Annotated in this window: 27 protein-coding genes and 1 riboswitch; of the genes, 5 read left to right on the forward strand and 22 right to left on the reverse strand. The window is 46.4% G+C overall.

Annotated elements, in window-relative coordinates:
- Positions 1-61 precede the first annotated feature (61 nt).
- The 8 genes from proA to CJU60_RS08105 all read right to left on the reverse strand — a co-directional run bounded on the left by proA (position 62) and on the right by CJU60_RS08105 (position 6513).
- Positions 62-1309, reverse strand: coding sequence for a glutamate-5-semialdehyde dehydrogenase (proA, locus tag CJU60_RS08070; protein WP_095713470.1), 1248 nt, complete (start codon positions 1307-1309; stop codon positions 62-64).
- 11 nt (positions 1310-1320) lie between these two features.
- Positions 1321-2418 (reverse strand): glutamate 5-kinase, encoded by a 1098-nt coding sequence (proB, locus tag CJU60_RS08075; RefSeq protein WP_044156184.1) that lies wholly within the window; start codon positions 2416-2418, stop codon positions 1321-1323.
- A 361-nt stretch (positions 2419-2779) separates the two neighbouring features.
- Positions 2780-3682: a formyltetrahydrofolate deformylase gene (gene purU, locus CJU60_RS08080; protein ID WP_024121117.1), complete on the reverse strand. Its 903-nt coding sequence runs from the start codon at positions 3680-3682 to the stop codon at positions 2780-2782.
- 70 nt (positions 3683-3752) lie between these two features.
- Entirely contained in the window at positions 3753-4070 is a 318-nt protein-coding gene (locus CJU60_RS08085) for a DMT family transporter (RefSeq protein WP_024121116.1), read from the reverse strand.
- Positions 4070-4408, reverse strand: coding sequence for a DMT family transporter (locus CJU60_RS08090; RefSeq protein ID WP_024121115.1), 339 nt, complete (start codon positions 4406-4408; stop codon positions 4070-4072). The genes CJU60_RS08085 and CJU60_RS08090 overlap by 1 nt, the downstream gene beginning before the upstream one ends.
- Before the next feature lie 82 nt (positions 4409-4490).
- A riboswitch (guanidine-I (ykkC/yxkD leader) is annotated at positions 4491-4603 on the reverse strand.
- A 32-nt stretch (positions 4604-4635) separates the two neighbouring features.
- A complete protein-coding gene (locus CJU60_RS08095; RefSeq protein ID WP_095713471.1) occupies positions 4636-5151 on the reverse strand; it encodes a GNAT family N-acetyltransferase in 516 nt (171 codons plus the stop codon).
- On the reverse strand, positions 5141-5668 hold the full coding sequence (locus CJU60_RS08100) for a DinB family protein (RefSeq protein ID WP_095713472.1): 528 nt from the start codon (positions 5666-5668) through the stop codon (positions 5141-5143). Before CJU60_RS08100 ends, CJU60_RS08095 begins: the two co-directional genes overlap by 11 nt.
- 113 nt (positions 5669-5781) lie before the next feature.
- Complete coding sequence (locus CJU60_RS08105) at positions 5782-6513, reverse strand: DUF421 domain-containing protein (RefSeq protein WP_024121113.1); 732 nt, start codon at positions 6511-6513, stop codon at positions 5782-5784.
- Positions 6514-6670: 157 nt separating this feature from the next.
- Between CJU60_RS08105 and CJU60_RS08110 the strand changes: the two genes are divergently transcribed.
- Complete coding sequence (locus tag CJU60_RS08110) at positions 6671-6895, forward strand: hypothetical protein (RefSeq protein WP_095713473.1); 225 nt, start codon at positions 6671-6673, stop codon at positions 6893-6895.
- Positions 6896-6970: 75 nt separating this feature from the next.
- On the opposite strand, the gene hmpA is transcribed toward CJU60_RS08110, so the two are convergent.
- Both hmpA and CJU60_RS08120 read right to left on the reverse strand, forming a co-directional pair.
- A complete protein-coding gene (hmpA, locus tag CJU60_RS08115; RefSeq protein ID WP_095713474.1) occupies positions 6971-8173 on the reverse strand; it encodes an NO-inducible flavohemoprotein in 1203 nt (400 codons plus the stop codon).
- 250 nt (positions 8174-8423) lie between these two features.
- On the reverse strand, positions 8424-8942 hold the full coding sequence (locus CJU60_RS08120) for an acyl-CoA thioesterase (protein WP_024121110.1): 519 nt from the start codon (positions 8940-8942) through the stop codon (positions 8424-8426).
- 188 nt (positions 8943-9130) lie between these two features.
- Here CJU60_RS08120 and CJU60_RS08125 point away from each other — a divergent pair, with 188 nt between their 5' ends.
- A complete protein-coding gene (locus CJU60_RS08125) occupies positions 9131-9991 on the forward strand; it encodes a dimethylarginine dimethylaminohydrolase family protein (protein WP_095713475.1) in 861 nt (286 codons plus the stop codon).
- An 89-nt stretch (positions 9992-10080) separates the two neighbouring features.
- Positions 10081-11127: a 6-phosphogluconolactonase gene (pgl, locus tag CJU60_RS08130; RefSeq protein WP_024121108.1), complete on the forward strand. Its 1047-nt coding sequence runs from the start codon at positions 10081-10083 to the stop codon at positions 11125-11127.
- Between the two features lie 41 nt (positions 11128-11168).
- Here the strand turns inward: pgl and CJU60_RS08135 are convergent, their stop codons facing one another.
- The 10 genes from CJU60_RS08135 to proG all read right to left on the reverse strand — a co-directional run bounded on the left by CJU60_RS08135 (position 11169) and on the right by proG (position 21540).
- The gene (locus CJU60_RS08135) at positions 11169-12152 is read right to left on the reverse strand and encodes an ABC transporter ATP-binding protein (protein ID WP_095713476.1); all 984 of its coding nucleotides are present in this window, start codon (positions 12150-12152) and stop codon (positions 11169-11171) included.
- A 12-nt stretch (positions 12153-12164) separates the two neighbouring features.
- Complete coding sequence (gene eepC, locus CJU60_RS08140) at positions 12165-13055, reverse strand: gamma-D-glutamyl-L-lysine dipeptidyl-peptidase (protein ID WP_095713477.1); 891 nt, start codon at positions 13053-13055, stop codon at positions 12165-12167.
- Positions 13052-14152, reverse strand: a complete 1101-nt coding sequence (gene ykfB, locus CJU60_RS08145; protein ID WP_095713478.1) for an L-Ala-D/L-Glu epimerase — start codon at positions 14150-14152, stop codon at positions 13052-13054. The genes eepC and ykfB overlap by 4 nt, the downstream gene beginning before the upstream one ends.
- Before the next feature lie 2 nt (positions 14153-14154).
- Positions 14155-15090, reverse strand: a complete 936-nt coding sequence (locus tag CJU60_RS08150; protein ID WP_024121105.1) for a S66 peptidase family protein — start codon at positions 15088-15090, stop codon at positions 14155-14157.
- A 107-nt stretch (positions 15091-15197) separates the two neighbouring features.
- Positions 15198-16829, reverse strand: coding sequence for a dipeptide ABC transporter substrate-binding protein DppE (gene dppE, locus CJU60_RS08155; protein WP_095713479.1), 1632 nt, complete (start codon positions 16827-16829; stop codon positions 15198-15200).
- An 18-nt stretch (positions 16830-16847) separates the two neighbouring features.
- The gene (locus tag CJU60_RS08160; protein WP_095713480.1) at positions 16848-17855 is read right to left on the reverse strand and encodes an ABC transporter ATP-binding protein; all 1008 of its coding nucleotides are present in this window, start codon (positions 17853-17855) and stop codon (positions 16848-16850) included.
- A gap of 4 nt (positions 17856-17859) precedes the next feature.
- The gene (gene dppC, locus CJU60_RS08165) at positions 17860-18822 is read right to left on the reverse strand and encodes a dipeptide ABC transporter permease DppC (RefSeq protein WP_095713481.1); all 963 of its coding nucleotides are present in this window, start codon (positions 18820-18822) and stop codon (positions 17860-17862) included.
- Positions 18823-18827: 5 nt separating this feature from the next.
- Positions 18828-19754, reverse strand: a complete 927-nt coding sequence (gene dppB, locus CJU60_RS08170) for a dipeptide ABC transporter permease DppB (protein WP_044156207.1) — start codon at positions 19752-19754, stop codon at positions 18828-18830.
- A 15-nt stretch (positions 19755-19769) separates the two neighbouring features.
- Positions 19770-20594 (reverse strand): D-aminopeptidase DppA, encoded by an 825-nt coding sequence (dppA, locus tag CJU60_RS08175; RefSeq protein WP_095713482.1) that lies wholly within the window; start codon positions 20592-20594, stop codon positions 19770-19772.
- A gap of 127 nt (positions 20595-20721) precedes the next feature.
- Positions 20722-21540: a pyrroline-5-carboxylate reductase ProG gene (gene proG / locus CJU60_RS08180; RefSeq protein ID WP_024121099.1), complete on the reverse strand. Its 819-nt coding sequence runs from the start codon at positions 21538-21540 to the stop codon at positions 20722-20724.
- 181 nt (positions 21541-21721) lie between these two features.
- Between proG and htrA the strand changes: the two genes are divergently transcribed.
- Complete coding sequence (gene htrA, locus CJU60_RS08185) at positions 21722-23077, forward strand: serine protease HtrA (protein ID WP_024121098.1); 1356 nt, start codon at positions 21722-21724, stop codon at positions 23075-23077.
- A gap of 156 nt (positions 23078-23233) precedes the next feature.
- The gene (locus tag CJU60_RS21545) at positions 23234-23410 is read left to right on the forward strand and encodes a hypothetical protein (protein ID WP_176471071.1); all 177 of its coding nucleotides are present in this window, start codon (positions 23234-23236) and stop codon (positions 23408-23410) included.
- Between the two features lie 125 nt (positions 23411-23535).
- Here CJU60_RS21545 and CJU60_RS08190 read toward each other — a convergent pair whose 3' ends face one another.
- Together CJU60_RS08190 and CJU60_RS08195 are read right to left on the reverse strand one after the other, a co-directional pair.
- The gene (locus CJU60_RS08190; RefSeq protein ID WP_024121096.1) at positions 23536-24507 is read right to left on the reverse strand and encodes a glycosyltransferase family 2 protein; all 972 of its coding nucleotides are present in this window, start codon (positions 24505-24507) and stop codon (positions 23536-23538) included.
- Between the two features lie 10 nt (positions 24508-24517).
- The gene (locus tag CJU60_RS08195) at positions 24518-26692 is read right to left on the reverse strand and encodes a glycosyltransferase family 39 protein (RefSeq protein WP_095713483.1); all 2175 of its coding nucleotides are present in this window, start codon (positions 26690-26692) and stop codon (positions 24518-24520) included.
- Positions 26693-26694: the final 2 nt, after the last annotated feature.

Here is a 26694-nt window from a genome sequence, read left to right on the forward strand (position 1 = left end):
TAGTGCACAAAAAAAAGCTTATCCCGTTACGAGATAAGCTTTTTCATCGAACATTGCCCCGCTATTCGCGAATTTGTCCTGTTCCTTTAATGATATATTTTGTAGAAGTTAATGCAGGAAGCCCCATCGGTCCTCTTGCATGAAGCTTTTGTGTACTGATGCCGATTTCTGCTCCGTAGCCAAATTCAAAGCCATCGGTAAAACGGGTCGACGCGTTATGATAGACCGCGGCGGCGTCTACAGCCGTTTGAAAGTAAGCCGCATGCTGATCGTTTTCAGTTAAAATGGCTTCAGAATGATTAGTGCCGTATTTCTGGATATGCTGCACAGCTTCCTGTACACTTTCAACCGTCTTTACACTGATGACAGGCCCTAAGTATTCCGTTCCCCAATCTTCTTCTGACGCCTGTTTGCTTGAAGAATGAAGCCCGCATACGAATTCATCGCCGCGGATTTCGACTCCCGCTTTTTCCAGCTGCGTCAGCAATTCTTTTCCGTGCTGCTCTGCCCATGCTTTGTGGATCAGCAGTGATTCAATCGCGTTGCACACGGAAGGGCGCTGCGTTTTGGCGTTTATGACAACCTTTTCAGCCATTTGCTGATTTGCCGTTTCATCTATGAAAATATGACAGTTGCCGGCTCCGGTTTCTAATACCGGGACTGTTGATTCTCTTACAACGATATCGATCAGTTTTTTTCCTCCGCGCGGAATCAATACATCCAAACCGTCATTTAACGTAAAGAGTTCTTTTGCTGTCTCTCTGCTCGTATCCTCAATCAGCTGCACAGCGTTGATTGGAAGCTCTGATTGCTCAAGCGCTCTGTGAATAACACTGACGAGTGCTTTGTTGCTGTGAATGGCTGAGGAGCTCCCCCGCAGGACAACCGCATTTCCTGTTTTCAGGCAGAGGGTAGCCGCATCAACTGTGACGTTTGGCCTCGCCTCGTAAATCATTCCGGCAACACCGAGCGGCACACGGATTTTTTCAATAAACAGGCCGTTCGCTTTTTCAATTGTTTCAAGAGATTCGCCGACTGGGTCAGCCAGATCAATCAATAGCTCTACCGCGTCCGCGATGTCGCGTATGCGTTTCTCATCCAGCGTGAGACGGTCAATGACATCGGGTGTTAACCCATTTGCTTTTCCGTTCTCAATGTCTTTTGCATTTTCTGATAAGAGAAAATCCAATTCTTTACGGAGTCCATTTGCAATGAGACTGAGTGCCTCATTTTTTTCAGCCGTTGTTTTCATCATCATTTCAGCTGCTGCTTCTTTCGCCAGCTTCGCTTTTACAGAAACTTCACTCATTTTTCCGCCCCCTAGTCTTTTAAGTTGACCCAGTCATTCCTGTGAATGACCTCAAACGTTTTGTCAAAATCAAGCTCATTGCTTCGTTTGCCTTTTGCCTCCATAATTTCCTCAGATGAATAATGGGTCTGGCCTTTGCCGATCACACCGCCCGGTCCCCGGACTTCCACGACAGCCCCTTTTGGAAAGCTTCCGTTCACGCCCACTACGCCAGCCGGTAAAAGACTGCTTCCGTTATGAACCATCGCCTCTTCGGCACCCGCGTCAATAACAATTTCCCCTGATATCGGCGAGTGGAATTGAATCCATTGTCTCGTATTGTTGACTGAGGATAGCTCCTTGTCGCCGATATAAGTCCCATCTCCCCTGCCGTCTAAAATATCCGCCAGCTTTTGTTCGCCGCTGCCTGTTCCGATGAATACTTTGACCCCAAGAGACAGTGCGGTTTGTGCAGCTAACAGCTTTGATTTCATACCGCCCGTGCCGACCTTTGATCCGGCTGAACCCGCGTATCCCAGCAATTCAGGGGTGATCTCCGGCAAATAATCAAATCGTTTCGCATCAGGATTTTCATTTGGATTGGCATCATACAGCCCGTTAATGTCAGTCAGGATCATGAGCTGGTCTGCATGAATTAATCCGCTGACCAAAGCAGAGAGCATATCATTGTCGCCAAAAGTCAATTCTTCAACAGACGTAGAATCATTTTCATTAATAACCGGGATAACACCGCGCTCCAGTAATTCCATAATCGTTGCATACGCGTTTCGATACCGCTCTCTCTTCGAAAAATCATTTCTCGTCAAAAGGATTTGTCCCGGGGTAAGTGAGTATTGTTTAAATTGATTCATGTATTGCTGCATTAACAGTGTTTGTCCGACCGCGGCTGCCGCCTGCTTTCCCTTGAGGGTAACAGGACGGGACGGATAACCGAGACTGGAAAACCCCGCCGCTACTGCTCCCGAGGTAATCAAAATCATTTCATGCCCCGCTTTTTTCAAAAGAGAAATTGCCTGAACGTGTTCTCTGATTTTCACCTCATCAATGCTTCCTTTGCTATTTGTAAGCGAACTGCTTCCTATCTTCACTACTATTCTTTGTTTTTTCATTTATTCTCCTCCGCGGCTCTTCGCCAGCCAACTTACAATAAAAAAACCCATTTCATCCTCATTCATAAGGACGAAATGGGTTTCCGTGGTACCACCTTGTTTGAACGCACTTCAGCACGTTCCGCTTCCCTGTAACGCCAGGTTATGCGCCTAGGTTTTCCCCCTAAGACTCCGAGGCAGGTTCGGCAGGTTTCATGCGGCAAAATGTTTCAGCCACTCATTTTGCTCTCTGTCACAGAAAGGTCTGCTTACTAATCCTCTTCAACGCTCAATGATTTTTTTATATTATGCAAAGAAAAAAGCCTCTTGTCAAGGTTTTTTCTACATCAAAAAAACCCGCATTCCGCGGGCGTCTGGCAGTCTAGTTAAAGACAATGGTTTTATTTTCGTGAACGATGACGCGGTCTTCCAGGTGCCATTTCACAGCGCGGGCAAGAACGCTGCGTTCAATCGTTCTGCCGATATTTTTCAGCGCGTCGGCATTGTCGCGGTGGTCAACACGCTCAATGTCCTGTTCAATGATCGGCCCTTCATCAAGGTCATTTGTGACATAGTGAGAAGTTGCGCCAATCAATTTGACCCCCCGCTCATAAGCCCGTTTATACGGATTGGCACCGATAAAAGCAGGCAGGAAGGAATGGTGGATATTGATGATTCGATTCGGATGAGCCGACACAAAATCAGGCGTTAAGATCTGCATGTAGCGAGCAAGAACGATCACATCAATATCATATTGCTCCAGCAGTTCAAGCTGCTGTTTCTCAACTTCCGCTCTGATATCTTTGTTCGCTTTTAAATAGTGGAATGGAATGTTCAGCGGTTCAACAAGGTCTCTCGCATCTTCATGGTTGCTGATGACAACCGCGATTTCCGCCATGAGATTGCCTGTTTGCCATTCCCAAATGAGCTCATGCAGACAGTGAAGCTCCTTTGATACAAAAATAGCGACACGCTTCAGCTCGCTGGCCATCGTTAAGCTCCACGTCATGTCGAATGTATCCGCAATAGACGAAAACGCGTCCTGGAGTTTTTCTTTTTTCTCCTGAATGCCTTCACAGTCGAAGTCAATTCTCAGGAAAAAACGCCCGCCTTCAGGATCTGTCGTATATTGATTGGATTCAATAATATTGGCGCCATGTTCTAATAAAAACGCAGAAACCGCAGCAACAATTCCCGGCTGATCGGGACAGCTGACCAAGAGGCGCCCTTTATCTTCATTTCCGTCACGGTATTCATTTAACCGCTGGGTCATATATGATTTCATGAATAATCCCTCTTATCTTTGTAAGTCTAAACTAATTATCCATTATACTGAAGATTTGATAAAAATCAATTTATGACAGAATTTTTAAACCGACGGCTGAGCACAAGATTAATGCGATAAAGAAGATCCGTTTGGCGTCTTTCGGCTCATTGTAAAAGAGAATGCCGATAAGCGCCCCGCCCGCGGTGCCGATTCCTGTCCAAACGGCGTAAGCGGTGCCCATCGGAATGGTTTCCATAGCAAAAGATAATAAGGAAAATGAGGCGGCAAAACCGATAATGATCAGCACTACCCATTTGGGGCTTTTTTCTTTCGCAAATTGATTCATAAGTGCGACGCCTGCCATTTCCAAAAATCCCGCGCCTAATAAACTGATCCAATGAAGCATTATGCCTCGCCTCCTTTTTCATCAGCCTCATCCTGTGTCACAAGCTTCAATCCGATCACACCGATTAAGAGCACGCCGATTAACAAAAGCTTCGGCAATCCGACCGGTTCGTGAAACAGAAACATTTCACTCATCACCGTTCCTGCTGTGCCAAGACCTGTAAAGACGGCGTATACGGTACCGACCGGCAGGCTCGCTGTCGCCTTCATTAACAAATAAAAGCTAACTATGATACCGACGGCAGTGCCGCTCCATGTTAAGACTGAGTCAGCATGCTTTAAGCCCACAACCCAAACAACCTCAAACACGGCGGCTAACACAACCAATCCCCATTTCATATCACATCATTCCTTCCTATTTATGCAATAAAATTCTCCGAAAACAAAAAAACCCCGGACAGTCGACTCATAATGAGCTTGACTCTCCCGGGCTTTTTTCCCTCCGTGTGCATATGCGCTGTTATGATGCGCATATGTGTTTTCTCTCGGACCAGTCCATGTTAATTAACATGCGGAACCCTAGAAAACTTTATCTGGTCTTATGATACTACACCTCGACGCTGTCTTCAATTGTAAGATTTTCTTTCATACACAGCGATCGGTTTATTCCATTTTCTGATCGTCCGGCTGTAAAGCATGCCGATTTTCTCTGCCACCCGTAAAGACGCTTTGTTATCCGGGTCAATCAAAGCCGCAATTTTACCGTACTGCCGCTCCTTGAAACCATAGTCCAGGCAGGCTTTGGCCGCTTCTTGCGCATAGCCGTTTCCCCAGTGCCGGCGGGCAAACATATAGCCGATTTCCATTGCCGTTTCATTTTCGGTTTGCTGAGGCACGATCCCGCATTGGCCTAAAAAATCCCCCGTCTGTATGTCTTCGGCGATCCAGAGACTGACCCGGTACCCTTTTTCATTTCTTTTGTTCCAAGCAATCCACTCGCGGGTTTGCCGTTTATCTTTTAAACCGGAATAATATTTCATCACTTCAGGGTCGCTGAAAAGCTCAAGTAAAGATTCTTGATCCCGGTCCTCCATACAGCGCAAACGAATCCGTTCGGTCACAAGCTTCGTTTCAGCGCGCATTTTTGATCATATCCTGCTTCCATTCTTTTTTAAGGGCTTCAATATGAGCTTGATGATAGCGATTATGATCCGCCATATGCCATATCCCCCATCTTACTGTTGCCTTGTCACCCTCGTAAGAAAGCGTCTGATGCAAATCGTTCTCCGTCAAGGTCTTACATACCGATTTCAGCTCGTTTATGACATGTTGATGTCTTGTCAAAAGTTCTTCTAAACCCAGCTGATTCTTTGGTTCAGGCAATCGTCCGCTTTCATCTGTCATCGGGCCGTAAATGTCTTCAATATGTTCTGGGACCCGATTCTCCTTTATGCGCCACACCCATCTGATATCAACATTTGCGATATGCTGCATCAGCTGTGCCGTGCTGTTTTTTGTTTGACAGCACCCCTTATAATATAGCTCTCTGCGAGTCATGCGGCTAACAATGGATGCCAGACGGAGGCTGTTTTCTTCCACTGCGGAATACAGCAGACTGACTGTCGGCGCCATGTCTTTTCTAATGAATAAGTCCCTCATGTTCCATTCCCTCCTTACCTATGTGTACATTTTGACGTAAGGGGGAACATTTCCTTTGCAGAAGGCACAATCTAATCTATAAAAAAAGCGCCGAAAGAATGTCGGCAGCACATTTAATTGTTATTCCCAGGCTTGTACAAATACGGATCATGGTGCGCATCGTTGGATGTATTCAAATCGAGTGAGATGTCACCGCGGTCATTTAACGTGCCGAGCGTGACCAAAGACAGCTGTTTTGGGCTGTGCCCTTTTTCCTCAAGCTTTTCAAACAGCCAGCTTCGGTTTTTTTGAAGGTACTTCAAATTGTGATCAAGGATCTCGCCATCCAATATAAGGGGTATCGGGATAAAGTTCCGTTCAGCCTCCATATTCAAATCCCGCACCTGCACTGCTCTCGCTTCTTCTGTCGGGATCACGCTTACTTCCCCCGTTTCTTCAATGATGGCAAGATCAATATCAGCCGGATCTGCATAGCCCTTTTCTCTCAGTTTTCCGAGCAGCTCATTGACGGTTAGCCTCTCTTTTTTGAGTCCACGCTCATCGATATCCCCGTTCCGGATTAACACTGTCGGACTGACCACCAGCAGCCATCTCCACTTATTAGAAAGAGCAAGCTTGCTCATCAGAAGATAAAGCAATAAAAAGGCGCCTGCGTAATAAATAGACATTGGCAGCTTGGATGTGAGGATTGGCTCACTGATAATGGTTCCGATTGCGAAGGTCAAAAGCAAATCAAAATTGTTCATTTGTGACACGGCTTTTTTTCCGGCAAGCCGAAACAAAATATATGCAATCGAAAACACGATAACAGGCTTGAATAAAAATGCCCATACCATCCATAACACTGATCATTGCCCTCCATCCGCTAGTCATAATGAATATATTGTTCCCTGTAACTGAAACGCTATGCATATCTTACCTCTTCATCCAGCACCTAAATAGGCGAACGTGCAGAATACAGGCACATAACATAGTAGAAACTCATGTTATTGGAGGGACAGCATGAAACATCAGCATAAGAGTGCCAATTGGCAATATGAAAGCATACAGTCAAAATCCGCAGCCTATCAGCCATACCATACAGCTGACAGGCTGGCCGTTTTAGAGCTTAAAATGGAGCATTTGATCAGAGCCATCGAGGTGAACAATGAATTGCTGAGAACGATTCAAGAGCAGCAAAATCGCGTATGCTCAAGCGGAGGCGGATCAGTCATTGTGCGGATGTAGAAGAAGGCGCTCGTCCGCCTTCTTCTATTTTCCTAAAAAAAGCCCTTCTCATATAAGAGAAGAGCTGCGTGTATGTTAAGAAATGGACTGTGCCAAACTTAATTGAGGACCGAACAGTTCGTAATGGATAGACTCTGGCGCTGACCCGAGCTCCGATACAAGCTTATGCATTTGAGTGATAAATGAAGGTGAACCGCAAATATAATATTCCGCATCTGTATTGGCGATCAGGCTTTTGAGAAACTGCTGGTCAATCTGACCTTCATGAAATTGAATGTCACCCGCGCGGTCTTCTTCTGTCGGCTCGCGATACATAAATGCCGTTTTAACAGAAGAATGCTTTGCTGCCTCTTCTGCTTCATTGCGCAGTGCGTGGTATTCACTATTTTTCGCGGCATGGATAAACAGAATCTGCCGCTCAGGCTGTTTGGAAACAGATGTTTTCAGCATGCTGATCATCGGTGTGATGCCAACTCCGGCACTAAGCAAAACGAGATCTTTGCGGGATGAAGAATCTAAAACAAAATCTCCTGCCGGTGCACTGATTTCTAATGAATCCCCCTCATGCAGCCCTTCGTGTAAATAAGAAGACACAGCACCGTCTTTCTTAACTGAAATTCGATAATAGTCTTTTCCCGGCATATCAGACAAGCTGTATTGACGGATATGCGTATATTCAGAATCAGGAATCCGGACTTTAATGCTGATATACTGCCCTGCTTGAAATTCAGGTAACGGCTTGCCGTCTTCCGGTTTCAAATAGAAGGATGTTATTTCTTTGCTTTCACGCACTTTTTTCGCAACGATGAAAGGCTTATACTCCTTCCATCCGCCAGTTTGGTGTTCCGCTTGTTCATACATTTCTTCTTCAATTCCGATAAAAGCGTCAGCTATAACTCCATACGCTTTCTCCCACGCCTGCATAATGTCAGGGGTCGCTGCATCTCCCAAAACATCTTTAATCGCAATCAGCAAATATTTGCCGACAATCGGATAATGTTCAGGCTTAATACCGATACTGCGGTGTTTATGGCCGATTTGTTTGACGACCGGAATGATATTGCCAAGCTGGTCAATATTGGCTGCAGCTGCAATAACGGCATTCGCCAGGGCGGTACGCTGTGTTTTTTTCTTTTGGTTTGTTTGATTAAAAATGTTTAAAAGCTCAGGATGATCTTGGAACATGAGGTCGTAAAAACGTCCTGTAATGGATTCTCCGTGCTGCTGTAATACTGGTACAGTGCTTTTTATGATTTCGATTGTTTTGTTATCTAACATCGTTTAACAACCCTTCCGAAAAGATGTATTTAAAATATATCTTTAAAATACATGATATTTCCTTTAAAAGATATATTTAAAATGAATCTTTAATAAAGTTGTCACAAAATTATCAATTTAACGTGACAATTGTTGCTTTTTTATAGAATCCCCTAGCAAAAACGGACTAACCTCTGTAATGATCACCATTGACAGCGAAATAATGGGAGCACAAAAAAACCCAAAACAACGTATGTTTTGGGTTTCATGTTTACCAAGGCTTGTCTGTTCCAAGCGCATTTGCCAGCGCCTGACTGTGTTTTTTTCGGTTTTTCCGTTCACTGGCACGCTGAACCGCTGTGTTATGCAGCATGATTTCCTCTTCTGTTTCCGGTACAACTCTCGGCACAGGCACCGGCTTACCGTTTGAGTCTAATGCGACAAAGGTCAAAAAAGATGTCGCGGCGAGCTCCCGTTCACCAGTCATCAGATGCTCTTTGATGACTTTCACAAACACCTCCATGGAAGATGTGCCGACCCAAGTCACATATGATTCCAAGCAGACAGACTCCCTTTGCCCGATCGGTTTCAGAAAATCGACAGAGTCCATCGAAGCCGTTACCGTATCACGTCTGCAATGGCGCGCTGCGGAAATAGAGGCAATATCATCGATATAACTCATCAGTTTTCCGCCAAACAGCGTATTATGATTGTTCGTATCGAGAGGGAATACCCTGCTGGTTTTCACAACCTTTGACTCTTTACAATATTTTGTTTCCTGTGCTTCCATACCTTTCTCCCCTTTGATGTCTGATCGATTAGTAAATGCACTCATATTCTCCTATTAAACAATATTCTCATCCATTTGTCTAAAATTTAAAATGATTTGGCTGTCAGGTTTTCTTTCTTAAATGTTTAATGATTTGACTGACGAGGGAATAATATACGTATTCTTCACACGGTCAGGAGGAGAAACAAATGGATGTATCCGTTCCAAAACATCAGCACAAAACGGTATGCCAAACAGAATATGACACCTTGAAGAAAGTTATTTTATGCAAACCCGAGCATATGACAATTAAGGACGTTATTAATGAAACCCAAAAACATTTTGAAGATGACAATATTCAGGTCAAAACCGCCAAAGAGCAGCACAAACGCTTAGTAGAAGAGCTCAGGTCACACAGCATTGAGGTCATCCTTTTGCCTGTTCAGCACGGACTGCCTGAGCAGGTATTTACCCGGGATATCGGTTTTGTCATCGGGGAAAAAGCCTTTCTTTCCAGCATGACTGAGCCCATTCGCCAAGGGGAAGAAGCTGTGATAAAAGAATTTTTCCACAATCAAGGGATTCCATATACCCGGATGCTGGATACTAGCATTGAAGGCGGGGACGTCGTCATAGATGGCGATACCGTTTATGTCGGAATCAGCCAGCGCACGGACATCTCAGCGGTCGGCCAGCTGCAAGAAGAGCTTCCTGAATATACCATCATCCCAGTTCCGCTCCATGAAAAATTTCTGCATCTGGACTGCGTATTTAATATCATTTCTGAAAGCGAAGCATTAATCTACCCTGAAGCCCTTCCGCAGCAGGAAGTCGATATGCTGGCAGAGCGTTACAATCTCATTGAGGTACCCGAAAACGAACAATTTACACTTGGCACCAACGTCCTGTCTATCGGCAGAAAAACCATCATCAGCCTGCCGGGCAATCGTCATGTGAATCGTGAATTATCCAAAAGAGGCTATCACATCATCGAAATTGACTTGTCAGAAATTATCAAATCAGGCGGTTCCTTCAGATGCTGTACGATGCCGCTCATTCGAGGCGAATGAAGAATATTCCCCTTTTTCATGTTTTGAACAGCGTATTTCTTTAAGATACGTTAATATAGAGATGACATCATTTTTAAGGGGGAAATCGCATGACAAAGTACATAGGATATGTCGGAACATATACAAAAGGCGGAAGTGAAGGCATTTATTCATTCGAGCTGGATACTGAGAAAAAAACACTCAGCGAGCCAAAGCTTGCCGCAAAGCTGGGAAACCCCACATATGTGACGCCGAATAAAGACAACACGATTCTTTATTCAATTGAAAAAGCAGACGGTAAAGGCGGTATTGCTGCCTATAAAATCGATAAAAACAGCGGCGAATTAACATTTCTGAATCATCAGTTAATCGATGGCCCATCGCCATGCCACGTGAGCGTCGATGATCATCAGCAATTCGTATTGACAGCCAACTATCACAGCGGGAAGGTGCACGCTTTTCCGGTTCAACAAGACGGAGGTTTGCAATCTCCCGCTTCAGAAGCCGCCCATACAGGAAAGGGTCCGCATGAAAGACAGGAAAAGCCGCATACACACTATGCGGGCTTTACACCTGAACATAATTATGTCGTAGCGGTTGACTTAGGAACAGATAAGCTGTACACCTATAAGCTGAAAGACGGTGAATTAACTGAATCCGGAAGCCATTCCTTCGCTCCCGGTGCAGGCCCTCGTCATATCGCTTTTCACCCGAAAGAAAAATACGCATATGTCATGACAGAATTAAGCAATGAAGTGATTGCGCTTGAATACAATCCGACAGCCGGCGAATTCAGAGAACTTCAAGTTGTCTCTGCCATCCCTGATGATTTCACAGATAACAGCCAGGGAAGCGCCATTCACGTCACTCAGGATGGGCGTTTTGTTTACGTTGCAAACCGCGGCCATGACAGCATCGCTGTGTTTGAAGTAAATCAATATTCAGGCGAGCTGGCATTTGTGGAAAGAGTATCGACTGAAGGAAACTGGCCTCGTGACTTTGTGCTGGATCCAACGGAGACCTTCCTTGTCGCTTCAAATGAAGAAACGGGCAATCTCGTATTGTTTGAAAGAGACACAGAGACAGGCCGGCTGACGCTGCTTCCTTCAACCGTTTCTGTCCCTTATCCGGTGTGCGTGAAATTTTTACAGCAATGATAAATGAAAGCTGGCTCCCAACAACGGAGCCAGCTTTTTGTTTATCTTACCTTTTCTTTCGTTTCAGCATTTCGATATAAATGGCAGGCAACGAAACGGCCGGCTTCGATTTCTTGAAGCAAAGGGCGTGATTCCCCGCATTCAGGCATCGCCTCCGGGCAGCGCGTCCGAAACACACAGCCGCTCGGCGGATGTACCGGACTCGGCAGCTCCCCTTTTAAAATGATGCGCTCACGCTTGTCCTCTAATTCGGGGTCCGGAATCGGAATCGAGGACAGCAGCGCCTTCGTATACGGGTGCAGCGGTTCACGATACAATGTGCCGCTATCTGTAATTTCCATCATGTGGCCTAAGTACATAACGCCGATCCTGTCGCTGATATGCTTTACCATCGATAAATCATGGGCAATAAACAGAAATGTGAGCCCTTTTTCTTTTTGAAGCCGCTTCAGCAGGTTGACCACTTGCGCCTGAACCGACACATCAAGCGCAGAAATCGGTTCGTCCGCTACGATAAACTCCGGATTCAATGAAAGCGCTCTGGCAATCCCGATTCTCTGCCTTTGACCGCCGCTGAATTCATGCGGGTAACGGCTGCCGAAATCCGGGTGAAGCCCCACTGCCTCAAGCAGCTCGTCCACAACGAGAAGCCGCGCTTTATGGGTATTGTTAAGATTGTGAATTTCCATCGGCTCTAGAATGATTTCTCGAACGGTCATCCGCGGATTGAGCGATGCATAAGGGTCCTGAAAAATCATCTGCAGTTTGCGGTTATAGGCAAACTGCTCTTTCTCACTGAGGGCGTGAAGATTTGTTCCGCGGTATTTGACGCTTCCTTCTGTGGGATGGTAAAGATGCATCAGCACTCTTCCCAAGGTTGATTTCCCGCAGCCGGATTCTCCGACAAGCCCGAACGTCTCCCCCTCATGAATCTGGAAGGTTACCCCGTCGACTGCTTTGACTGTTCGCTTTTTCCCTGCGTCAAAATGCATTTTCAGCTGACTGACCTCTAGCAGTGGTGTCATGTGTCTCCCTCCTCATTCTGAAAAACAGCGGCGTGCCGCACAAAGCTCTTTTTCATATCCTGTATCTTTCAGCGTGATAATTTCGATCGATTTCCCTGTTTTAGGAGAATGGAGCATTTTTCCGTCTCCTATGGACAGACCTACATGATGAATTGCTCCATTTCCTTCCTCATATGCAAAAAACAGCAGATCACCTGCACCGATGTCGTGAAGCGGCACTTCCTTCCCTGTTTTCGCCTGGTCTCCCGCATCACGGGGAATCCTGTATCCATTTGCTTTAAATACGCTGTACATAAAACCAGAGCAGTCAAATCCAAACCCGCTTATACCTCCCCATAAATAAGGAAGCCCGAGAAAACTTACCCCTGTCTGAATGATGTCTTCCGCCGTTCCTTTCTTATTCTGAACAAGCGCCGCATCAGTTTGTCGCAGGAGCCTATCTCCAAAAGGAGTCGCTACCTTGAAAAAGCCATTCTCTTCTTCAATCAGTGGCAGAGCAGTTAAGAAGCTCAGTTCAATTTCCTTATCTCCGGTATCCCCATACAAAAAAGCTGTTGGTTTGCTGATCGCCACGGTGTGATTCGATTGTGGGAGATTTGTGTTTTTCAGCTGGTTCTTTTTCATCCAGCCCGGATAACCGCGTTTATCCTTGCGGGATGACTGGCCGGGCACAACGACAGACACCCATTCATCCTGTTCTGCTGTGACCAGCACCTCCTCACCAAAGAGAACCTGCGTCTGGATCACATTATCTGTACATAACCCAAGCCGCTGATCATAGGTCATGCTCTTCAGCCATTCTCTGATCGACACGGTTGGATCGAGCATTTTGTGATCAAATGGACGAGGAGTATCAGGTGCTGTCCATATGTTGGCAACTGCTGATATAACAGTATGGTTCATGTCTCTATCCCTCCTTTCTGATGCACGACTCCGGTAATGCCAAGACCAGCTTTGTCAGGCATCGTAATCGTGCTGCCGCTGTAAATAATCCCGCCCTTGATCAAATCCGTTTTCAGCATGAGCGGGGCGTCGAAATCAAAGCGGGTAATGTTTTTTTTGCTTGCCGCGAAATGCGCCGCAGCTGTTATGCCAAGCTTTGTTTCGATCATGCTGCCGACCATGCACTCCACCCCGCAAATCTCAGCCATGGCATTGATTTTCTCTGCACCGCTGATTCCTCCTGCCTTCATCAATTTAATATTGATCAGATCGGCGCTGCGGGTTTGAAGGACTTCAAATGCCTGTCGCGGAGTAAATACACTTTCATCAGCCATGATTGGGGTGTCCGTTGCATCCGTAACTTTCTTGAGCCCGGCAAGATCATCCTTATGGACAGGCTGCTCGACAAGCTCAATGTCCAGGCCGGCATCCTCCATTTTCCGAATGGCCGTTACCGCTTCTTTCGGCACCCATCCCTGATTGGCATCCAAACGCAGCTTTACCCCAGGTCCGACACGCTTTCTGATTTCTTGAATACGGGAGATATCTGTCTCAATGTCATCTCTGCCAACCTTTATTTTTAGTGTTTGAAAGCCTTGTTTAAGAAAGCTCTCTGCATCCGCCGCCATCTCTTCAGGCGAGTTCACACTGACGGTGTAGTCCGTTTCAAGTGTGCTTCGATATCCGCCGAGCATTTGGTAAAGCGGCTGTCCGCTCATCTGCGCCCAGCCGTCGTATACAGCCATTTCTACAGCTGCTTTTGCGCTTTGATTCCCTTCCAGAAGATGCTGGATGTCATGCAGAATGGCCTCGCAGCCGGACAGTCTTCTTCCAAGCAGTGCCGGCTTTAAGACGTTGTGAATCGCACTTTCAATACTGTCCATGCTGTCTCCGGTAATCACAATTGTCGGAGGCGCTTCTCCCCATCCGATTGCGCCATTATCATAAGTGATCGTGACGATAACAGATTCGGCCGTATACACTGTGCGAAGCGCCGTTTTAAACGGCTTTGTCAGCGGCACGGCGACCCGTTTCGTGTCTATTTTTGTGATCTTCATACTCAAAGCGCCCCTTCAGAAACGCCCGCCTCAATGACGACCGTTTTTTCGGCTGTATCCATGGCAGCGTGCGCACCGATCGGAACGGCAATACTCGGCGAACAGTGGCCGATCTTAAACCCTCTAAGAGCAGGCCTTCCGGCGGACACAATATAGTCTTCGAGCACCTGCTCAAGTGTCAAAGATTTCTCCCGCTTCACCGGGATGCAGTTATGAAAATCACAAACAAGAATACCGGCTGCGTCCGCCAGCTTCCCTGCCATTTTCAGCTGATTCAGCATCCGGTCAATTTGATACGGCTCTTCATCAATGTCTTCAATAAACAGGAGCTTTCCCCTCGTATCAATTTCAAACGGCGTGCCGAGTGTCGATGACAGCAAGGAAAGATTGCCGCCGACAAGCTCTCCTTCCGCTTTTCCCGGAACAAGCACCGTCAGCGGAGAAAGCTTTTCTGTATAGGTGAATACTGTCTCTTGAAACAGCTGCTCATACGACGCTTTTGTCAGGGGATGAACGTCTTCCAGGCCTATATCTGAGCTGAGCATCGGCCCGTGAAAAGTGACGAGGCCCGTGTTTTGATGGATGGCGGTATGTAAAAACGTAATATCACTGTATCCCCAAAAGATTTTAGGATGTTTGCGGAGCAAGCTGTAATCAATGCCTGAAGCGATCCGTCCCGTGCCAAAGCCTCCGCATGCGCACAGCACCGCTTTCACCTCCTGATCTTTGAACATCTCGTGCAGATCAGCCAGCCGCTCATCATCCTGTCCCGCTAAATAGCCGTGCTGGTTTTTCAGCGCCTTGCCCAGCTTTACCTGAAGACCGAGCTCCTCTAAAAACAAAAGCGCCGTTTCAAGCTTTTTCGGATCAGGCGGGCTTGCAGGTGCGATGACACCGACTGTATCGCCTTTTTTCAGTGCGTTCGGCTTGTGATTCAACTCCGATCAGCTCCCTTCATTTGCTCTGCACCCTACGTATACGTGAAAATAAGAGAAAAAATACCGCTCCTTCACATAAAGAGAGCAGTATTTTCTCAATCGCCGCGTTAGTTTTTATCGGCCCATTTTAAATCGATGTAGCCGACAGGGTGCCGGACGATGTCCTTTACATGTTCGTTTTGCAGATTGACCTGATTATAGAAATAAACCGGAATGATCGGCGCTTCATTGATGAGAAGCTTTTCCGCCTTATGCATGAGTGAAAAACGCGTTTTTTCATCCGCTTCATTTTTCGCCTGTTTCATCAGCTGATCATATTCTTTGTTGGTCCAGCCTGTGCGGTTCATTGAATTTCCTGTTTGGAAGGCTTCCAGAAAACTGATAGGGTCCGCATAGTCAGGCAGAAATGAGCTTTGTGAGAATTGAAACTTAAGCGCTTTTTGCTCCTCTAAAAACACGTTCCACTCCATATTGGCCAGTTTCACATCGACGCCAAGGGTATTTTTCAATTTTTGCTGGATGGCTTCAGCAATCTTTTTATGCTCCGGTTTCGTACTGTAAGTAAGCGTGATCGCAGGCAGCTTGTCATACTTCTCTTCCTTCATTCCTTTTTCCAGCAGCTGCTTCGCTTTGTTTCCATTTGGTGTGATCAGGTCTCCGCCCGCTTCCCGGAAATCCTTGCCGTCAGGCTGTGTAAACCCGGGCGAAACAAAAGCGTGTGCCGGTTTTTCATTGTTTTTCGTGACGTATTTTACGATTTCCTTCTGATCAACAGCCATTGCGAAAGCTTTTCTGATGTTTTCATTTTGAAACGGCTCCATATTGACATTAAAGCGGTAAAAGTATAAACCCGCCTGATCAACGATGTGCACGTTGTCTTGATCCAGCAGCTGGTCACTTAGCTCAGCCGGTACGTATGCGGTGTCCAATTCACCGGACTGGAACATTTGGTAATCTGTATTTCTGTCACTCACCATTGCCCATTTCACTTTGTCAAGCTTCACGGTTTCTTTATCCCAGTACGTATCGCTTTTTTCCATTGTGATGCTGTCATCATGCTTCCATTCTGACAGTTTAAACGGGCCGTTTCCGACAAATGTATCGGCTTCAGCAAACCACTTTGGATTTTCTTTGTCGACTTTTTCGTTAACCGGAAAATACGCCGGGTTTGACACCACGCTCAGGAAATATTTTTGCGGTGCGGCAAGCGTCACTTCAAGGGTGTGATCATCCTTTGCCGTCACCTTCACATCGTCTCTTTTCCCTTTTCCGCTGTTATAGGCTTCGCCGCCTTCAATAAAATAGCCGAGAAACGCGGAAGAAGCTCCTGTTTTCGGGTCAAGCATCCGTTTCCAAGCGTATTCAAAATCTCCGGCTGTCACAGGGTCTCCGTTCGTCCATTTCGCATTTTCCCGAATCGTAAATGTGTACGTTTTCTTGTCTTTCGACACAGACCACTTCTCTGCCATCGCCGGCTCCGGTTCATTGTCTTTGCCGAGGCGCGTTAACCCTTCCATGATGTTATTTAACGGCTGCCAAGACACGTTATTAAAACCGATCGGCGGATCAAACGAGGTCGGTTCATTTTCATTATTTAAGTACAGTACCTTTTCTCCGCTTGTCTTTGCCTTATCTTCTCCGCTTTCTTTTCCAGCCTGCTCATTAGCTGTACATCCCATCAGCGCAAATGAAAGTCCCAGTGCAAGGCCCATTCCCCATAGCTTCTTCACTCTCTTCATCCTCTTCCCCCTTTTTCGTTATTCATCCTTCGCTCCCGGCAGCACCGCGTGCTCAGCCCGTTTATCCTGAAGCCAGCAGTGAACAGCGTGCGTGCCGGATCGAACGGTTTGATCAGGGTATACCCTGTCGCACACGATCATTCTGCTCGGACAGCGGGCGGCAAATGGGCAGCCCGGCGGCGGTGAAAATAAATCCGGCGGCGTGCCGTCAATCGGAATCAGCTCCGCGCCCTCAAGATCCAGCCGCGGGACAGAATTCAGCAGCCCTTTTGTATAAGGGTGCTGCGGCTTGTAAAATATATCTTTTCTCGTGCCAATTTCCGCTATTTTTCCGGCATACATAACAGCCACCCTGTCAGCAACCTGGGCAACCACGCCTAAATCGTGTGTGATCAAAATGACAGAAACCTTTGTTTTTCGCTGAATCTCTTTAAATAGTTCCAGTATTTGCGCCTGTATGGTGACGTCAAGGGCAGTTGTCGGTTCATCCGCTATTAAAATATCAGGCTCGCAGATCAGCGCCATCGCAATGACAATCCGCTGTCTCATGCCGCCGCTGAATTGATGGGGGTACTGCTTCAGGCGTGCTTCAGGATCCGGAATGCCGACCAATGCAAGCATGGACAGAACCTCTTTCTCAGCCGCCTTTTTCGTCATCCTTTTGTGACGAAGAAGCGCTTCCGCCAGCTGGTCGCCGACAGTCAGCGTCGGGTTTAGCGCCGTCATCGGGTCTTGAAAAATCATTGAAATGTCCGCGCCCCTTATGCTCCTCATTTCTCTGTCAGAGAGACGGCAAAGGTCTTTGTTTTTAAATAAAATGCTGCCGTCTGTCACCTTCGCTGAATAGGGCGGGAGTAGTCCCATAATGCTTTGAGAGGTGACGCTCTTGCCGCAGCCCGATTCACCGACAATGGCAAAGGTTTCGCCTTTGTACAAATCGAAGCTCACGCCTCTGACCGCCTGAACCGCCCCGCCGTAAGTCGTAAAAGAAACGTGCAGATCATTGACTGACAGAACTTTCTCCATACAGCTACCTCCTTAGCTTAGGGTCCAGTGCATCCTGCAATCCGTCCCCCAGCACATTAAACGCGTACATCGTTAACGAGATGAAAAAGGCAGGAAAGAACAGGCGCCACCAATGCCCGGACAAAATGGTCGGCAGGCCGTCATTCGCCATCACACCCCAGCTGGCAAACGGCGCTTGAATGCCGAGACCGAGAAAGCTCAAAAATGATTCTGCGAATATGGCGGTAGGTACAGTTAAAGTCATTTGTACGATGATCGCGCCCATTGTATTCGGCAGCAAATTTTTGCGAATGATGCGAAAGGTTTTCGCACCAAAGGTTTTCGAGGCGAGCACATACTCGTAATTTTTTATTTGCAGCACTTGGCCTCTTACAATTCTCGCCATGCCGACCCATCCCGTAACAGTCAGCGCTACGATAATGGTGCCGAGCCCCGGACCCATCAAGACCATCAGCAAAATGACAACAAGAAGATACGGCAGCCCGTACAGCACTTCAATAATCCGCATCATGACACTGTCTGTTCTGCCGCCTTTATAGCCGGCAATGCCTCCGTAAATGACACCGATCAAAAAATCAATCAGTGCAGCCATCACTCCGACAAATAACGAAATCCTCGCTCCGTACCATGTTCGTGTAAACATGTCCCGGCCAAGCTCATCGGTACCGAACCAATGATCTGCAGAAGGCGGAAGATTTTGTTCTGTCAGCGATTGGCGCTCGACACTGTGAGGAGATAAAAAAGGACCAATTGCTGCCATCACAAATAGAAATAAAAGAATAAAAAGCCCGGCCATCGCTAGTTTATTTTTTTTCAGCCTTCTCCAGGCATCCTGCGCATAGGATAAACTCGGCCGTTTGACTGAATCGGTCTCTTGGGTCTTTTCCTGATTCGAAACAAACCATTCGTCCGGCACCTGAGCGTGCTGCTGCGGCTGGCGTTCATCTGTTTGTACAGGGAGATTCATACGCTTCACCCTTTCTTATGCAGTTTAATGCGCGGGTCCAGCAGACCGTAGGCCAAGTCGACCAAAAACAGCATTACGATCAAAATGACGCTGTAAAAAACGGTCGTTCCCATAATCACGGGATAGTCCCGCTGATTAATGCTTTCGACAAAATATTTTCCCATTCCGGGAATGGCAAAGATTTTTTCAATAACAAAACTTCCTGTTAAAATGCTGGCAACGAGAGTTCCCAGTACGGTAATGACGGGCATGAGCGCGTTTCTGAGTGCGTGTTTTACGATAATTTTGAGCGGAGACAGCCCTTTTGCTTTCGCTGTGCGGATATAATCCTGTGTCAGGACTTCGACCATGCTTGATCTTGTCAGCCTGGCGATAATCGCCATCGGTCCAACTGCAAGCGCTGCGGTCGGAAGCACCATATGGATCGGGCTCGTCCACGTAGCGGCGGGAAATAGTTTAAAATTGACGGCAAACTGCTGAATAAGCAACGTCGCCATAATGAAATTCGGGATGGAAATGCCGAGTACCGCGAGGCTCATCGCAGCGTAGTCCAAAAAGCCGTTGCGGCGCAGCGCGGCAGTTACGCCAAGTATCAGCCCTGAGATCACAGCAATGACAATCGCTGCCATCCCAAGTTCAAAGGAAACGGGAAATCCGCGTTCCAGCATATCATTTACGCTGTCTGACGGTTTTTTAATAGAAGGGCCAAAATCGAATGTAATGATGGATTTTAGATAGATGATGTATTGGATAATGAGAGGATCGTCTAAGTGATAGTAGGCTTCGAGATTTCTTTGAACCGCTTCATTTGTGCCCCTCTCCTCATTAAAAGGAGATCCGGGAATGACCTTCATCAGAACGAAAGTCAGGGTGGTAATGACCAAAATCGTAGCTGCCATTGCCCAAAAACGCTTCATTATATATCTTGCCAAAGCCTTAACACCCCTTTAGCAGAATGATGTTCGCATTGCCAGTTCAGTCATGACAAGCATAGCCTGATAGGCTTCAAGCATATCCTTCGCCTGAAATTGAACGGTTGTGGTTCCCGGTTTGATTTCTGTACCCGGCATTAGATGAGCCCACTCAGCTTGGCCGTAATTGGCAAATTCAATGCTTAATACAGGCCTGTCAGGCGGTGTAAGCGGTTTAACTTTATCTTTGTTCTGCAAGGCATATGCGGTTTTTTCTGTCAGCAGCCGGCCGGCTTTCACAGGCGACAGACATTTGACTGCAGACCTTGAAATCGTTTGTTTAACAGCAGCTGTCGTGACATTCGGGATGAGCTCTTCAGCTTCTTTGGCCGCCCGGTCATCACCGGCTACCATTAATACCGGGACATCGTAATAACCGGCAACGTAAGCATTTAATCCAAGCTCACCGACAGGCTGATCATTTATGTAAAAATGACGGACACCGAAAATCATGCTATGGGACATGACACCGGGAGTTGAGGCTCTCGCGTGATAACCGAGAAACAACGCGCCCGTGAATGTATCATCTAGCCCCTGCACCATTGAAAATGGTTTAACATCGCCGGAAATCAAATCCGCCTCCGGATGAAGCTTTTCAATCATCAGATTATTCATTTTCGAATGGCTGTCATTCACCAGCACCTCCGTACACCCGCTGTTAAACGCTTCGGTAATACAGTAGTTTGCTTCTTCGGTCATGATCAGCCGTCCGCATTCATAATTACGCTTGCCGGAATCAACAAAGGTATCATCCGGAAGACCTGAAATACCCTCCATATCTACTGACATGTACAGTTTCATAACGCTCCTCCTTTTTTACTAAATTATGAATATTCTAACAGATTATATTAAAAAAAGAGGAAAAATGCAATATAGCTGGGAAAAATCACTAACGTTCAGAGATAAAAAAGAATCCTCTTTCAAGGATTCATGTTTCTTTTGCTGCCTGTTCTGTCAGCTGCTCATATTTTTCGAGTGTTTTTTCAAATACTTGATCAAAAACATGCGGCACAGAGGCACGTATCACCGCCGCTCCCTCCCCTGTAATTCCGCCTTTCGTTGCAACACGGTTCAGCGTCTCCTCAAAGGACATCTTCTTTTCGATCAGCAGCTTGCCTGTCCCATACAGTGAGTGTATCAGGAAATCAAAGGCTTCTTCTTTTGTCAGGCCGCTGTTTCTCACAGCCGACAGCGCTAATTCTTCAAACACTGCGGCGATGAAGCCCGGAGCAGAGCTCGTCAGATTACTGGCTGCATCCAAATTTGATTCTTTTATTTCTCGCACACTGCTGAAAGCCGATAACAATTCATACAAACGTTCTTTCTTCTGTGCCGCCAGTGCTTCACTGTGAACAACCAGTGAGATGCCGGCTTCCGCTTCAGATGTAATGGCCGGAATCAACCGTGATATTCCAGCTGCCGTTTCAGCCTCTAAAAGCCGCAGAGGCACACCAGCCGCAATGGATACAATATGAGTATTCCGGTTCACATACGGGTGAAGCCGGCGTACTGTTTCAATGACATGGAGCGGCGGGACACATATAAAGATCAAGGCGCACTTTTCCGCCCATATCTCAAGCGGTTTTGCCGAAACGTCTGGATAATCAGCGAGCAAAGCCTGAAGCCTCTCTCCCTTAGTTCTTGTCTCAACAAACAGCTCATTTTCCTCTACTTGTTTATGCTTCAACAGCTGTCTGGCGATCATATCCGCCATGCTGCCATACCCGATCAATCCGATTGACTCCATCGTTTCAGCCCTTTCATGTACAATATTCCTTATAAAGTGTACCGTTTTTCGCACTTTTTCACAATTTCCCATAATGTTTTCATTTTTATCCCACAGTTTTTGTTTATGATAAAATCAAGTCATAAAACTGCCATAATCAAAATGTAATGAGTTGAAAATAGAGAGAAACGGAGTGAACATGATGGATAACTATCGTGACGAAAATAGAACAGAAGGACAAGAGAATGAGGTTTTTTTAACGAAAGAGAATGATCAAAACCCGTCTTACTCAGCCCGCAATGTGATTCATGATCAAGAGAAGAAAAAACGCGGATTCGGATGGTTCAGGCCGCTGCTTGGCGGAGTCATCGGCGGAAGTCTCGCCCTTGGCATCTATACGTTCACACCGCTTGGCGACCACGATTCTCAGGACGCAGCGAAACAGACGTCCAGCCAGCAGCAAACTCAATCTGTTACAGCTAAAAGCACATCCTCTGAATCAAGCAAAAGCTCGACAAGCTCATCTGCATTTAAGAGTGAGGATTCTTCTAAAATCTCAGATATGGTGGAAGATCTTTCACCGGCGATTGTCGGCATCACAAACCTTCAGGCTCAGTCAAACAGCTCTTTGTTTGGCTCTTCCGGTTCCAGCTCTGATTCAAGTGAAGATACAGAAAGCGGCTCAGGATCGGGTGTCATTTTCAAAAAAGAGAACGGCAAGGCTTATGTCATTACGAATAACCACGTTGTAGAAGGCGCAACTTCACTCAAGGTGTCTTTATACGACGGCACTGATGTGACAGCTAAGCTCGTAGGCAGTGACTCTTTAACAGATTTAGCTGTTCTTCAAATCAGTGATGACCACGTAACAAAGGTAGCAAACTTCGGTGATTCATCAGATCTCAGAACAGGCGAAACCGTCATTGCGATTGGAGATCCGCTCGGAAAAGACCTGTCTCGCACAGTAACACAAGGAATTGTAAGCGGCGTGGATAGAACAGTTTCAATGTCAACCTCAGCCGGTCAAACAAGCATTAACGTGATTCAAACTGATGCCGCGATTAACCCGGGTAACAGCGGCGGTCCATTGTTAAATACAGACGGTAAAATTGTCGGCATTAACAGTATGAAAATCAGTGAAGATGATGTTGAGGGCATCGGATTTGCCATTCCAAGCAATGATGTAAAACCGATAGCTGAAGAATTGCTGTCTAAAGGGCAAATTGAACGTCCGTATATCGGTGTCAGCATGCTCGATTTGGAACAGGTGCCGCAAAACTACCAGGAAGGCACACTCGGCCTGTTCGGCAGCCAGCTGAATAAGGGCGTATATATCCGCGAGGTCGCTTCCGGCTCTCCTGCTGAAAAGGCTGGATTAAAAGCAGAGGATATTATCATCGGCCTTAAGGGCAAAGAAATCAATACAGGCAGCGAATTGCGAAATATCCTATATAAAGACGCAAACATCGGCGACACCGTCGAAGTGAAAATCCTCAGAAACGGCAAAGAAATGACGAAAAAAATCAAACTCGATCAAAAAGAAGAAACACCTTCTTAAGAAAAGCGCCTCAGGCCGCAAAAGCGGTCTGAGGCTTTTTATTAGACAAAAGACCTATCTGCTCTATGAAACTTTCTGCCGAGACACCCGTATATGATACAGGCTGACATCATTCTAATCAGATGCTTGAAGCATTGTTTAAAAAGGAGGAATGACATGAAAACCGTAGGATTGAGCATAATTTGCGCAGGATTGGCTTTTCTGATGCTGAGCTTTCTCCTTCCTGAATCAACATTGGCATGGGGAGTTACACTGGGGACCAGTATTCTATTAAACATAACAGGCACTGCTGTGATTATGCGTTTCTTAAAAAACCCTCAATCTAACAGCTGATTTCAGCTCGCGGTGAACCGCAGTGCAAGTTCACAGTCTCTTCTTCCTTCCCTATCAGCATCTTTTACTTTGATCACCATACAGCACATAAAAAACCCCTGTCCGTAATGGGCAGGGGTTTCAGGTTAGGACATATGCTGGTCTCTATAGAGTCTTTTATTTTCAATCCCGTACGATTTCTGTACGATGTAAAGCGGCCGGTCTTTGGCTTCATCATAGATTCTGCCGATATATTCACCAATCATGCCCAGTATCAGAAGTACGATGCCGCTGAACAGGAGCTGGATGACGATAAGCGATGACCAGCCGGTAATGGTGCTGTCGGTGAACAGCTTCAAATACAGTACGATAAACATATACAGAAATCCTGCGCCTGACATTAAGACCCCGACATAGCTTGCCAGTTTCAGCGGTTTATGTGAAAATGTCGTAATGCCGTCCATTGAAAGCTTCAGCATTTTCTTAAGCGGGTATTTCGTTTCTCCGGCAAGCCTTTCATCACGTACATACTCAACTGCTGTTTGTTTGAAGCCTACCCAGCTGACGAGTCCTCGGACAAAAGGATTTTTTTCCTTTAATTTTTTCATTTCATCACAGACTTTTCTGTCCATGAGACGGAAATCCCCGGTATCAATCGGGATATCAATATCTGTCATGCTGCTGAGAAGCCGGTAAAACATGGCCGCTGTCTGTTTTTTGAAAAAGGTTTCCCCTTTTCGTTTTGTCCGGACGGCGTATACGACCTCATAGCCTTCCTTCCACTTTTCAATCATGTCTAAAATTAACTCAGGAGGGTCCTGCAGATCGGCGTCAATGACGGCGATTGCATTCCCCTGTGCATAATCCATTCCCGCTGTAATCGCGATCTGGTGCCCAAAATTCCTGGAAAAATCAATGATTTTCACTCTCGGATCAATCAGACTGTGTTCTCTTAAAATCTCAATACTGCGATCTTTGCTGCCGTCATTGACAAATAGCAGCTCATAGTTTTCCTTCGTTTGATCCATGACCTCTTTTAAGCGCTGATAGGTTTCATGAATGACAAGCTCTTCATTATACACAGGTATCACAATTGAATATTGAATATGTCTGCTCATGTTTTTCCTCCTATTCATCAGCATGTAGTTCGTATAATGCAGCTGACTGGTTCATTCCGCCAGGCCCGCCGCCCATTTTGCCGGTTTGGCCTGAAGCGTTGCTCTCGCTTGCCGTACCTGATGAATCAGTCTGATCAGATGATGTCTGCTGATCAGCGCTTGACTGCCATTTATCAGAAGAAACTTTCTTGCCGTTTTCTTGAACCCATTCGACAATTTCATTGTTTCCGCCTTTCCCCATTCCTGAAGCCAAGAAGTATTTCACTTTTCCTTCTTTTACGAGCTTTTTAAATTGAGTCAGCGTGATGGCCGGGTCAGAACCGCTGAATCCGCCGATCGTCATGACGGCCTTTTTCGTTTTGATAATATACGGAGCCGCTGTGTTTGAATCAGTTGTGGCGAATAAATATTCCGCTCCGGAGTTGTTTTCTTCTAAATACTCAATTAATTTTTCATTTACACTCGACTCGTTCATTCCCATGCCTTTTCCGCTGCTTGAAGCGAGCTGCGGCCCTGTTTCAGGAAGAGAGCTGTTTCCTCCGTACAGGAGAGGTGTGCTTGCCCAATAAATCGGCATCACAAGCAATACGAGAAGACCTGCAAGTGATATATAATATGTGAGCGGTTTTTGGCGCTGTTTAAAAATCAAAAGAGCAATGGCAGATAACGCACCGATAACCCCTACGCCGATACTCCATCCAACACCGATTTGATCGTTGTAGTTTCTCAGAATAAACAATTCAAATCCTGTTGTGGCAATCATCGCCGCCGGCAAAAGCCAAGACTTCCAGCCTGTATGGTTTCGGTATAACTGAACGAGCGCAACCCATCCAGCTCCGACAAGTGCAGCAATCGGCGACGCCAGCATAATGAGATAATAATGATGGAAAAATTCTGCTACGCTGAAGAATCCGGCAATCGGCACAAGCCATGCAACCCAGAACACCGTCTCCTTCTGCTCAACAGATAATCTTCTTCTTTCTCTCGCGCCTGCAATCAGCAAGCCTGCCATTCCAAAAACCGCAAATGGCAGCAGCCAGCTGATTTGATCAGATAGTTCTTGTTGGAAGAGCCGAAGCGGGCCAGGTGTTCCCGTTCCGAACATTCCTGTACCTGATTGCATTTTCGATCCGCCTGAACCGCCCTTACCTCCGTCGCCGCCAGGTCCGCCTTGTCCGCCATCTCCTCCGCCGTTTGGAGGGCCTCCTTGACCGCCGCTTGGCATTTCCCCATTGGATGGCGGTGCCGTCATATTGCCATTTGCAGATTTGTCATCGTTTGATGAGCTGCTGCTTGATGACTGATTAGGCGGTGCTTGAGCGTCAGATGAACTGTTCTCCGCAGAAGGCATTTCTTTTGCTGTGTCTCCGCTTGACCCGCCCTGACCGCCGCCGAAATTTTGCCCTGTCAGCCGCTGAATTCCGTTGTATCCGAAAGCCAATTCCAAAACAGAGTTGGTCTGGCTGCTTCCGACATAAGGGCGTTTGCTGGCAGGGATATTGTCAACGATGAGCGGCCATGATAACGAAACTGCCGCTAACACGACTAATGCGCTTCCTAATGAAATGATTTTTTTCTTGATTGTGACATTTGCTGCAATCAGGTAGAACAATAAAAAAGCCGGTAAAATCATATAAGCTTGAAGCATTTTTGTGTTGAAACCTGCGCCAACTACGAAAAATGCTGCTAGCAGCCAGATCAGCTTTCCTTTTCTGATAGCTTTAAAGAGAAGCCATGTAGCCAGCAATAAGAAAAATACCAGTAATGCATCAACATTGTTTGTCCGGGCCACAGCCACCGCAATCGGTGTACATGCCATGATGAAAGAGGCAATTCTTGCTGCCGTCTTACCGAATGTCGGTTTTATTAACAGATACATTAAAAGGACAGAACCTACACCAGCAAGTGCCTGAGGCAGGATGACGCTCCAGCCGTGCATACCGAATATAAGTGCGCTGATGGTTTGTATTTGGAACGTAATAGGGGGTTTATCAACCGTTATAAACCCCGCCGCGTCGAATGAGGCATAGAAAAAATTATGAAAGCTTTGCATCATACTTGTGACTGCAGCGGTGTAATAAGGATTCACCGTATCATCATTCCAGATGTTATAGATATTTAAAAATGCAGATGCGAGCAAAATGAGAATCAGGAAGATGTCCAGCTCGCGTTTTTTCTTTTCCACGT

Origin of the sequence: Bacillus sp. 7705b, assembly GCF_002289525.1 — a bacterium.
In the GTDB taxonomy this organism is placed as follows: Bacteria; Bacillota; Bacilli; order Bacillales; family Bacillaceae; genus Bacillus; species Bacillus halotolerans.